The sequence below is a fragment of the Flavobacterium sp. CG_9.10 genome (assembly GCF_015752245.1).
Taxonomy (GTDB): domain Bacteria; phylum Bacteroidota; class Bacteroidia; order Flavobacteriales; family Flavobacteriaceae; genus Flavobacterium.
In genome coordinates this window covers 74668-87348 of sequence record NZ_JADOVD010000012.1, presented here as the reverse complement: position 1 = coordinate 87348, position 12681 = coordinate 74668, and the positions used below count along the sequence as shown (strand labels likewise).

Genomic DNA, 12681 nt, shown 5'->3' with positions numbered 1-12681 from the left:
AACAATTGTCAATTACACTTTTATACACTATACCAAATTCAAACTAATTAAAAAACCAAATTATGTCGAAAACAATTAAGATGCTTTTAGCCTTAGTACTGTTTACAACTGTCACTTTTGCTCAAAATCAATTCGGGTGGAAGCAAGCAACAAGTAATGGTTACTCCTACAAGTACGTTACAAATGACCCTGCAAAAGCAAGGTTTTATACTCTTAAAAACGGGTTAACTGTTATTTTGAGCCCAACAAAAAAAGACCCTAGAATTCAAGCTTATGTTGCCGTAAAAGCAGGAAGCAAGAATGACCCTTCTACAAATACAGGATTAGCTCATTATTTAGAGCATATGCTTTTTAAAGGAACCGATAAATATGGTACTTTAAACTGGGCAAAAGAAAAACCAGAGTTAGATAAAATTGATGCATTGTACGAGCAATACAATAAATCGAAAGATTCACTTCAAAGAAAAGCAACTTATAAAAAAATTGACTCCATTTCAGGCGTTGCGAGCAAATATGCAATTGCCAATGAATATGACAAATTAATGAGTGGAATGGGCGCTCAAGGGACTAATGCGTTTACCTCGTTTGAACAAACCGTTTATACTGATGATGTGCCTAGCAGTTCCTTAGACAAATATATAACAGTGCAAGCAGAACGTTTCAGAAACCCAATATTAAGAATCTTTCACACCGAGCTTGAGGCAGTTTACGAAGAGAAAAATAGAGGTTTAGACAGCGATGGTAATAAAGTTTTTGAAGAATTATTTGCTAACTTATTCAAAAAGCACAATTACGGGATTCAAACAACAATTGGAACTATAGAACATTTAAAAAATCCTTCTTTATTAGAAATTAGAAAGTATTTTAATAAAAATTATGTTCCTAATAATATGGGAGTTATTATGTCTGGTGATTTTAATCCAGATGAAGTAATTGCAAAAATTGAGAAAGCGTTTGCTTATATGCAACCAAAACCAATAGCTAAATATACTTTTGAAAATGAAAGCCCAATAACAGCTCCAATTGTAAAAGAAATTGTGGGACCAGATGCTGAGAATTTAACGATCGGATTTAGACTTCCCGGAAACAAAGACAAAGATGTTATTATTGCTGATTTAGTTGGTCAAGTACTTACGAATGGAAAAGCAGGACTTTTAGATTTGAATCTTGTTAAAAAACAAAGATTACTTAGAGCTAGTGCTTTTACCTATACTTTAATTGACCACGGAGTACTTTATTTATCAGCTGCGCCTACAAGCGGACAAACTTTAGAAGAAGTAAAAACTTTAGTATTAGCTGAAATAGAGAACCTTAAAAAAGGGAATTTTGATGACAACTTGATTAATTCAATTATCAACAACATCAAAAAAAGCAAAATTTACGAAACAGAAAAATATTCAGACAGAGCGAGTTCTTTGATGAATGCTTTTACTTCAGAGCTAGACTGGAAGGATCAAGTTGCCTATGTAAACGATTTATCTAAAATTAAGAAAGAAGATATCGTTGCTTTTGCCAATAAATATTTAGTCGAAAACTATGTTGCGATTTTAAAAAGAAAAGGTGAAAAACAGAATAATGCAAAAATCGAAAAACCACAAATCACTCCTGTAGAAACCAATGCCGACAAACAATCTGCTTTTGTAAAAATGGTTAGCGAAATGCCTAACAATGCCGCTACTCCAGTATTCTTAGATTTCAACAAAGACATTCAAAAATCTAAACTTGGAAAAGCTGAAGTACTTTATGTCGCTAATACTGACAATTCAATCTTTCGCTTAAAATACCGTTATAAAATTGGCTCTTTAAACGACTTGAAACAATCTTTAGCCTCCCAATACATTCAATTTTTAGGAACCGATAAAATGTCTGCTGAAGAAATATCTAAAGCTTTTTACAAAATAGCTTGTAGTTTCAGCATCAATACCGGAGAAGAATTTACAACGGTTTCAATAGAAGGTTTACAAGACAATTTTGAAAAAGCAGTCGCATTATATGAAAATGTAATTCAGAACGTCAAAGCAGATGAAGTCGCTCTAAAAGCACTTAAAGCTAGAATTTCTAAATCAAGAAAAGATGCGAAAGCCAATAAAGGTGCAATTCTTCAAGGGCTAACTAGTTATGCAATGTTTGGTGCTAAAAACAAGTTTAACAACAGTTTAAGTAATGCAGAACTTGAGGCATTAACTTCTAAAGAATTAATGGAAAGAATTAAAAACCTAAATAACTACGAACAAACCGTTATATATTATGGTCCAACTCCGCTTACTGCATTAGTAGGGAAATTAAAAACTTTACATACGGTCCCTGCAACATTTACTGCAACAAGTCCTTTAAAAGAATTTAAACAAACCACGCAAACTCAAAATCAAGTGTTATTTACTGATTATGATATGGTTCAAGCCGAAACGAGATGGATTAGAAACACAGAAAACTATGACACAAACAAAAATACTATTGTCAACGTTTTCAACAACTATTTTGGTGGCGGAATGGGTTCTTTAGTATTCCAAACAATCAGAGAAAGCAAAGCATTAGCGTATAGTACTTTTGGATATTATATTGCTCCACAAAAGAAAGAGCAAGAATATTACATGTTAGGTTATGTAGGTAGCCAAGCTGATAAATTCAAAGACGCGACTGTAGCTATGAATGAATTGTTAAATCAATTACCCGAAGTTTCTGGCAACTTAGATTTAGCTAAAAGTCAAGTTAAAAAAGACATTCAAACAGAAAGAATTACACAAGACAACATTATCAACACTTACCTTGCTAACAAGCAACTAGGCGAAACGTCCGATGTAAGAAAAAAACTATACACCTCTGTAGATAACGTTACTATGCAAGATTTGAAAGCTTTTCATAAAAGTTATTTATCTGAAAAACCATATACTTACGCTATCGTAGCTTCAGAGAAAAAAGTATCGATGGATGATATGAAAAAATTAGGTGAGGTAAAGAAAATTTCATTAGAAGAACTTTTCGGTTACTAATCTTTCTATAAACATTACTAAAAAAGACTATTCGTAAAAGAATAGTCTTTTTGTTTTCATAAACTTTTTGCACACGAATAAAACCGCTGTATATTAGCCTCATTAAAACGCAGCTCATAGAAAATGAAAGTGTCAACAATATAGGGTAATAAGGGAACAACAGCACTTTTTGGAGCTTTTTCCGGCTATCCGTTACAATCTTTTCTTAAAGCTTCCAGCCTTCAGAAGGCTGGAAGCTTTAAATAAAGGATTTCCACTGCTATCCGGGCTAGGCAATCCAAATCACAACAACATTTAAAATTCCAAATAATACCTAATATGAAAATCGCTTTACTAACCTGTGAAAAACTCCCCGAATTAACTCCTGCGGACCAACTTTTAATTCCAGAATTAGCCAAACATGATATTGTGGCAAAACCGGTAATTTGGAGCGACAAAACCATCAACTGGAAACAGTATGATTACTTGATCTTTCGCAATACCTGGGATTATTTCGAAAAAGAAACCGAGTTCAACCTTTGGCTTGACCAAATAGAAAAATCAGGGATTAAAACTCTTAATTCGATTGAGATCATCAAGCAAAACAAACACAAGTTTTATTTGCGCGAAATGGAAAACCAGGGAATTTCAATTCTACCAACTGTTTTCATAGACAAAACAAATTCGCTCAACCTTGCTGAACTCATTCCTTCACATTGGAAAAAAGCAGTTATAAAACCAGCCTTTTCAGCCGGCTCTTATCTTACTGAAGTTTTCGATGTTGCTAATATCGAAAAAGTCAATGCTGATTATAAAGATTTAGCACAGGAAAAAGAACTGCTATTACAGGAATTCATGCCCGAAATTCAAATCGTGGGCGAAACCTCTTTTATATTTTTCAATAAAAAATTCTCTCATGCAGTCAATAAAAAACCGGTAGAAGGCGATTTTAGAGTTCAATCACAGTTTGGAGGAAAATATATTTTGGTACAACCCAGCCAAGAATTAATTGAAAAGGCACAAAGAGTTGTGGATACATTTGATGAAAATTTATTGTATGCCAGAGTTGATGGAATCATCATCGATGATGAATTATTCTTAATGGAAATCGAATGCATTGAGCCTGATTTATATTTTGATATCAGTGAAGGCGCTCTGGAACGATTTGTTGCTTCAATAGTCGAATTAATACAGTAAATTTGACATCTAAAGAATTTTGAATATTCAACTTGGAATCTAGAAATTCAATATTAAAAAAACCTCAGAACCTAAAAAACTCAGAATCTAAGTACCTAAAAAAAAATGAAAGTATATACAAAAACGGGAGATAAAGGAACAACGGCACTTTTTGGCGGAACCAGAGTTCCAAAAGACCATGCGCGAATAGAAAGTTATGGAACGGTTGACGAATTAAATTCCCATATTGGATTAATCCGCGATCAGGAAATGAATGTTCATTACAAAGATATTTTAATTGAAATTCAAGATCGATTATTTACTGTTGGAGCAATTCTCGCCACACCACCCGAAAAAGAAGTGATGAAAAACGGAGAACTTCGTTTAAAAAAGTTAGGCATCATAGAAACTGATATTGAATTATTGGAAAATGAAATTGATGCAATGGAAGAGGAACTTCCGCCAATGACTCATTTTGTACTTCCTGGAGGACACACAACTGTGTCATATTGTCATATAGCGCGTTGCGTTTGTCGTCGTGCAGAACGACTAGCGGTACATTTAAGCCATAATGAACCCGTTGCCGAGATTGCAATTAAGTACCTGAACCGACTTTCTGACTATCTTTTTGTGTTGGCACGAAAGTTGTCCCATGATTTGAACGCTGAGGAAGTTCAATGGATTCCGAGAAAGTAGTATTCAGTTTACAGTTGTTAGTTTGCAGTGAAATACTGAACACTAAATCCGGACCACTGACCACTAAATTAAAACGTTCTTAACTTTTTATTAAAATAAATCATTTTTTACTTGTCTTTTTCAGTAAAAAATTTATTTTTGCACAAAACTAAATCGACAACAGATGTATTGGACATTAGAATTAGCCTCATATTTAAGTGACGCACCGTGGCCTGCTAACAAAGACGAACTTATTGACTACGCTATTAGAGCAGGAGCTCCATTAGAAGTAGTAGAAAACCTTCAATCTATCGAGGATGAAGGCGAGATATATGAATCAATGGAAGAAATTTGGCCAGATTATCCTACCGATGAAGATTATCTTTGGAATGAGGATGAATATTAAAAGGTAAACCAATAAAAAAGTCTCAAAAGAGGCTTTTTTTTGGTTTAAATTTACAGAATTACACAAATAGAAATAAAATCATATCATGAGTTTCATAAACAGTATTATTAAAGTCTTTGTTGGGGACAAATCTCAAAAAGATGTAAAAGCTTTACAACCGTATCTTAACAAAATTAAAACTTTTGAAACTAGCTTAATGTCATTATCAAATGATGAATTGAGAGCTCGTACCGCTTTTTTCAAAGAGAAAATAAAAGAAGCTCGCGCTGATAAAGACGCGAAAATTGCTTCATTAAAGCTGGAAGTTGAAACCATTGAAGATATTGATAAAAGAGAAGATATCTACGTTGCAATTGATGCTCTTGAAAAAGAAGCTTACGATATTTCGGAAAAAACATTATTGGAAATTCTTCCTGAGGCTTTTGCAGTTGTAAAAGAAACAGCAAGACGTTTTAAAGATAATACACAAATAGTGGTAACTGCTACTTCCAAAGACAGAGAATTATCAGCTACAAAAAGTTATATCACCCTTGATGGTGAACAAGCTATATGGGCAAATACGTGGAATGCCGCAGGGAAAGAAATTACTTGGGACATGATTCACTATGATGTTCAATTGATTGGTGGAATGGTTTTGCATGAAGGAAAAATTGCTGAAATGCAAACGGGTGAAGGAAAAACATTAGTGGCAACTTTACCGCTGTATTTAAATGCTTTGACTGGAAACGGTGTGCATTTAGTAACCGTGAATGATTATTTGGCTAAACGTGATAGTACTTGGAAAGCGCCTTTATTCGAATTTCATGGTATGTCTGTAGAATGTATTGATAATTATCAACCGAGTTCTGAAGGTAGAAAAAAAGCATACGATGCTGATATCACTTATGGTACCAACAACGAATTTGGTTTTGACTATTTAAGAGATAATATGGCACATTCGCCAGAAGATTTAGTTCAAAGAAAACACAATTATGCGATTGTCGATGAGGTCGATTCTGTTTTAATTGATGATGCAAGAACGCCGCTTATTATTTCTGGTCCGGTTCCACAAGGAGATCGTCATGAATTTAATGAGTTAAAACCAAAAATTGAAAACTTAGTAAGCCTACAACGTCAATTGGCTAACGGCTTTTTATCTGATGCTAAAAAATTAATCAAAGAAGGAAATACCAAAGAAGGTGGATTCAACTTATTAAGAGCATATAGAGCATTACCAAAAAACAAAGCACTTATTAAATTTTTGAGTGAAGAAGGAATTAAACAATTGCTTCAAAAAACCGAAAATCAATACATGCAAGACAACAATCGTGAAATGCACAAGATTGATGAAGCTTTGTATTTTGTAATTGAAGAAAAAAACAACCAAGTAGAATTAACGGATAACGGAATTAAATACTTGTCTTCAGATTCTGATGATACTAACTTTTTTGTTCTTCCAGACATTGGAACTGAAATTGCAACTATCGAAAAGAAAAAATTAGACAAAGATTCTGAAGCAGAAGAAAAAGAAAAATTATTTCAAGATTTTGGTATAAAAAGTGAACGTATTCATACTTTGACACAGCTTTTGAAAGCGTATGCATTATTCGAAAAAGATGTAGAATATGTAATCATGGATAACAAAATCATGATTGTCGATGAGCAAACAGGTCGTATCATGGATGGTCGTCGTTATTCTGATGGATTACACCAAGCAATTGAAGCCAAAGAAAATGTAAAAATCGAAGCAGCTACTCAAACATTTGCTACGGTAACTTTACAGAATTACTTCAGAATGTACAACAAACTGGGCGGTATGACTGGAACAGCTTCAACTGAAGCTGGCGAGTTATGGCAAATCTACAAACTGGATGTGGTAGAAATTCCTACTAACAGAGGAATGGCGAGATTAGACAAAGAAGATTTTATATACAAAACTACTCGTGAAAAATTCAACGCGGTAATTGAAGATGTAACCGAATTGTCAAAAGCAGGAAGACCAGTACTTATTGGAACAACTTCTGTGGAGATTTCGGAATTATTAAGCCGAATGTTAAAAATGAGAGGAGTTGCGCATAATGTATTGAATGCAAAAATGCACAAGCAAGAAGCTCAGATCGTAGAAGAAGCAGGAAAATCAGGGGTGGTAACCATCGCTACTAACATGGCTGGTCGTGGTACCGATATTAAATTATCTCCAGAAGTGAAAGCAGCTGGTGGATTAGCGATTGTAGGTACGGAACGTCACGATTCACGTCGTGTTGACCGTCAGTTACGTGGTCGTGCAGGTCGTCAAGGTGACCCGGGAAGTTCTCAATTTTATGTGTCTCTTGAAGACAACTTAATGCGTTTGTTTGGTTCTGAAAGAGTGGCTAAAGTGATGGACAGAATGGGATTGCAAGAAGGTGAAGTTATTCAACATTCGATGATGACAAAATCTATCGAGCGCGCGCAGAAAAAAGTTGAAGAAAATAACTTTGGTGTTCGTAAACGTTTATTGGAATATGATGATGTTATGAATGCACAACGTGAAGTAGTGTACAAACGTCGTCGTCATGCTTTGTTTGGAGAGCGTTTGAAATTGGACATCGCCAACATGCTTTATGATACTTGTGAATTGATTGTTGACGAGAATAAAGCAAATAACGATTTCAAAAATTTTGAATTCGAATTGATTCGTTATTTCTCTATTACCTCTCCAGTTTCTCAAGCGGAGTTTAGTAAATTGACAGAAATGGAATTGACCGGTAAAATTTATAAAGCAACTTTAGAATTTTATACGGAGAAAACAGAAAGAAGCGCCAGAGAAGCATTTCCAATTATAAAAGATGTTTACGAAGATAAAAACAATCAATTTGAGCGTATTGTAGTTCCATTTACGGATGGTCTAAAAACCTTGAATGTGGTAACTGATTTAAAGAAAGCATACGATACCAAAGGGAATCAATTGGTTGCTGATTTCGAAAAAAATATCACTTTGTCTATTGTTGATGAAGCGTGGAAAAAACACTTACGTAAAATGGACGAGTTGAAACAATCGGTTCAACTAGCCGTTCACGAACAAAAAGATCCATTGCTTATTTACAAACTGGAAGCGTTCAATTTGTTTAGAGCAATGCTTGACAACGTAAATAAAGAAGTTATATCATTCTTGTTCAAAGGTGACTTACCAGCGCAACAGAATCAACAAATTCAAGAAGCTAAAGAAGTTCGTCAGACAGAAGACTATCAATTGAGTAAAGATGAAGTTTTAAATTCCGATGAGTTAGCCGAAAAAAATCGTGAAGCGGGACAAACCCAACAGCGACAAGTAACAGAGACTATCGTGAGAGATATGCCAAAAATTAACCGTAACGATACTGTTAGCATACAAAACGTAGCTAACGGACAAGTACAAGAAATGAAATACAAAAAAGCCGAAAGCTTAATCGCTTCAGGACAATGGGTACTGGTAAACTAACCGTCCTTTATTTCTTAACAAGCAAAACTCCACTGCGCAAGTAGTGGAGTTTTTTTATGCCCTGAATTTTATCCTGAATTTATTTCTGAATCTTTTTCAGAAGCCACTCCCGCCCTACGCTACAAAGCATTTGGCACCCCACCCTTTTTCTAGGTGCTTGCAGGAGCTTCTGTTAGTCGCTCTGCCACCACCAGAAAAAAGTGGTTGGCTACCTGCATGCGTTTTTCGCTACGGTCAGGGCTAGGGGTTTTGTGATGAGTTAATTACTAATTTCAATTTATAAGATTTTTCAGCGAATTATTTATATATTTGAAAATAAATAAAGTCTGACGTTTATCAGACCTATCTACCCAATCTAGGGGTGATAAGTCGCATTTCAAGACTTATATACAAGTTAGCGGTAAGCATAAGAACCAAACGTGACCCCAAAACCAGATTTAGAAAAATGTCAGTATATCAAGAAATTTTAAATTGGTCATCAAGTAGACCACTATTCGTTCAAGACGCTTTACGAAGAATAATAACATCGACAACGCTAACTCAGACAGACATTGATGAACTTGTTGAGTTAGTTAAAAAAGATTGCGGAGAAGCAACAATTACTTTAAATTCAATTCCTCTTGACAATACTCATATACCAGCAATAATTACAACTAGTGGAAATTATCCAAAACTTATTGGTCTTAACAATCCAATAAACATTGGTGCTTTACATAATCAAGGAAATTTACAATTTCCAAACACAGGCTTATCTGTTATTTATGGTAACAATGGTTCGGGAAAATCAAGTTATTCACGTATTTTGAGAAAACTTTGTTGGAGTAGAAGTCCAAATATTACATTAAAAAAGAACGTATTCAATCAATCAACAAACCAACAACAAGTTGATTTTATTTTAGAGGATAATGGCTCAAACATTAATTTTACTTGGACTGAAAACAGTCCAAGTAATCCTATTCTCAATTCAATTTTTGTTTTTGATAATGATTGTGGAGACATATACATAAACAACGAAAATCCCACAGAATATAAACCTGTTGGAATTGATGTTTTGGAAAAACTAATTTCAACTTTCGGAAGTATTCATCAAACTTTTGGATCATTGGTTGCTTCTTATAACACTCAAAAGCCAACATTACCACAGAATTTAATTCAGACAATAACATCCCAATGGTATGGAACAATAGAAAATTTGCAACGTGCCAATGTTGATTCTTATATTCAATTTTCACAAACAGAAATTGAAAGAAAGCAAGAGCTTACAAACTTAACAACTGCACAAAACCCTCAACTGAATATTACAAATTTAACCAATCAACGAACACGAATTAACGGCTACATACAGCAATTCTTACAAATTGAAGCTTTATTCAACGAACAAAACATAAACGAAATAAGAGAGTATAGAAATACTTTTGGAAGTGTAAATCAAGCGTATCAAATTGCAACAGCAGAATTACAAAATGTAAACACTTTAGAAGGATTTGGGACAAATCCTTGGCGAACTTTGTGGGAAGCGGCAAGAAATTACGCTCATAGTTCAAATCTTTCAGATGGTCAAAACTTCCCGTCCTTAGTTTCGTTGGAAAAATGTGTTTTGTGTCAACAAGAACTTGACGAAACTGCACAACAAAGATTGTCAACTTTCAATCAATTTGTGTTAAATGATGTTTCTACACAGTTAAATTCAATTAACTCAACAATTCAGCAAAAACTAAATTTATACAATTCATTGGTTGTTCCATCAATCGAAAACTTTGCAGAGCTAGAGCAGTTAAATCCAAATTTCAGAGACAACTATAATCAATTTTCTAATTCTATCGCCACACTCAGAAATTTAGTTACTACGTTTTTACAAAATGGTGGGGAACTAAACCTTAGTTTACAAACTCTGACACCAAGTATAACAAGTTTAATTCCTATAATTGATGCAAGGATTGAGCAGAATAATCAACTTTTACAAAATAGAAATGGATTAGTTTCTGAACTTAATGAACTAACCACAAAAGAATTTTTATTCAACAACAAAACGACAATTCTTAAATATTTTGATGAGTACCACTATAAGTCTTGGATATCTCGTTGCCAATCGCAACTTACAACTAATACTATCTCACGTAAAATTGGCGAACTAATGGAAAATCAAGCTGTGAGTTTACAACATCAAGAATTTATTTCTCATCTCAATTTTTTCAATCGTGATTTAGCAAGTAAAGTTTTAATTTCAAGAACAAGAACAAGCCAAGGAAATACATTTCAAAAATGTGGTTTAAACGGCATTACAGATTCAATAAATGTTATTCTAAGTGAAGGCGAACAAAAAATTATTGCATTATCAAATTTTTTAGCAGAATGTACGATTGATAATCGCTTGAATACAATAATCTTCGATGACCCTGTTACATCTTTAGATATGGACTATAGAGAATTAATTGCAAATAAATTTGTTCAGTTGTCAGAAAACCGACAAATAGTCGTTTTTACTCACGACTTGTCATTTTTACGTTTGCTTATTGACACGCATAAAGCAAATACGACAACAGATTGCACAATAATCGGAATTGACAAATACAACGGAATTAGTGGAATTGTAACAGACGAAATACCATACTTAGCTAAAAACGTTCAAGAAAGAGTTGATTCAATCAGAAGAATTTTGAACGAACACGATACTCTAACTTTAACAGATGCCCACGGTAGAGAAACAAAACTTGATTCAGCACGGAAAAGATTTAGAATGTTACTGGAGCGTTCCGTTGAAGAAGTCTTGTCAAACAAAACTTACGAACGTTTTTCAAAAAATATACATTTAAAAAAAGGCAACTTATCAAGTTACATTGTTACCGAAAAATCAGATGTAGATTTTCTTTTGAATCTATTTGGCAGATATTCCATAACCGAACACGATGGCGGAACTTCAACAATTCCTCAATTACGAAGTAAAGTAGAAATTGAACAAGATATAACAGACTACTCTAATTGGAAAAACGATTTTAAAACAAAGCAAAGGACATTTCAAACTACAAATGCCTACAGCTAACACGATGTTTTGCGAGATTTGGGTATTTGGCTTAATTTAAAGTTGGTTTTGCACTTGGAAAACTTGTGTTTAACCGAAAAATAAATCTTAATTTAGTCCCAAACCTCGCAAAGACCCAAAACGTTGTGCAATATTTGTAACGAACTAAAAAAATTTACAATGACAAACTTAATGTCGTAAAAAAGACGTAAAAAAACCGCTACAAATTAAACATTAATATCATAATTTTGAATAATAATTAAAAATAAATTATGAACTCAATAGGAAAAAAAATTAGCGAAGAAAGAAAACTTAAAGGTTACACTCAAGAAGATTTAGCTGAATTTTCAAAAATTAACTTACGTACAATTCAAAGAATTGAGAATAACAAAAATGAACCTCGAGGAAAAACTTTAAACTTAATTTGTGATGTATTAGGAATTGATATAAATGAGTTAAAAAAAATAAAAGTAGATTCAAATAATAAAAATATTTTTGACATTACAATAAATTTAGTTTTTTATATTCTTTTGAATTTGATAATAATGTTTATGATAGGTTACTTAACATTAGATTCCGAAGCAAATTTTAATAGTAGAATTGGAGCATTTCTATTAAGTTTTTTTGTGCCAATTTTTATTGTTTTTTTGACACCCTTAATGAGTAAAAAAGAAAGAGTATTGAAGTTTGGTATAGGCTATTTTTCATATATAGTGATGCTTTTGTCAATACAAGGTATAAGACAAGGTCTTCAAAGTGGAATTAGAACAGGTTTATTCTTTTGCCTATTAATAGCTATTGGTGTTTTATATTATGGAAATGTATTTATTAAAACAGAAAAATAAAACGTCGCACAACAGCGAAAGGTTCGTTGGGCTTGAAAAGCTAACAATGAACCCGATCGCGCTGATATACCACAGTCGTTAGCGCAGTTTTGCAAACTGTGCCCGCAAAGTTGAGCAAACAATAAAAATAACACAAAAAATGTCTAAAAAGG

Annotated in this window: 7 protein-coding genes; all 7 read left to right on the top strand. The window is 33.5% G+C overall.

All coding sequences use genetic code 11. The annotated features are described in order from the left end of the window. The first annotated feature begins 62 nt into the window (after positions 1-62). Complete coding sequence (locus IWX84_RS11550) at positions 63-2990, top strand: M16 family metallopeptidase (RefSeq protein ID WP_196850907.1); 2928 nt, start codon at positions 63-65, stop codon at positions 2988-2990. 318 nt (positions 2991-3308) lie between these two features. Continuing rightward, positions 3309-4166 (top strand): RimK family alpha-L-glutamate ligase, encoded by an 858-nt coding sequence (locus IWX84_RS11545; RefSeq protein WP_196850906.1) that lies wholly within the window; start codon positions 3309-3311, stop codon positions 4164-4166. 105 nt (positions 4167-4271) lie between these two features. Beyond that, entirely contained in the window at positions 4272-4841 is a 570-nt protein-coding gene (locus IWX84_RS11540; protein WP_196850905.1) for a cob(I)yrinic acid a,c-diamide adenosyltransferase, read from the top strand. A gap of 163 nt (positions 4842-5004) precedes the next feature. Beyond that, entirely contained in the window at positions 5005-5226 is a 222-nt protein-coding gene (locus tag IWX84_RS11535) for a DUF2795 domain-containing protein (protein WP_007138072.1), read from the top strand. A gap of 85 nt (positions 5227-5311) precedes the next feature. Continuing rightward, positions 5312-8665: a preprotein translocase subunit SecA gene (secA, locus tag IWX84_RS11530; protein WP_196850904.1), complete on the top strand. Its 3354-nt coding sequence runs from the start codon at positions 5312-5314 to the stop codon at positions 8663-8665. A 445-nt stretch (positions 8666-9110) separates the two neighbouring features. Further along, complete coding sequence (locus IWX84_RS11525; RefSeq protein ID WP_196850903.1) at positions 9111-11705, top strand: AAA family ATPase; 2595 nt, start codon at positions 9111-9113, stop codon at positions 11703-11705. Between the two features lie 251 nt (positions 11706-11956). Beyond that, complete coding sequence (locus IWX84_RS11520) at positions 11957-12529, top strand: helix-turn-helix domain-containing protein (protein WP_196850902.1); 573 nt, start codon at positions 11957-11959, stop codon at positions 12527-12529. The last annotated feature ends 152 nt before the right edge of the window (positions 12530-12681 follow it).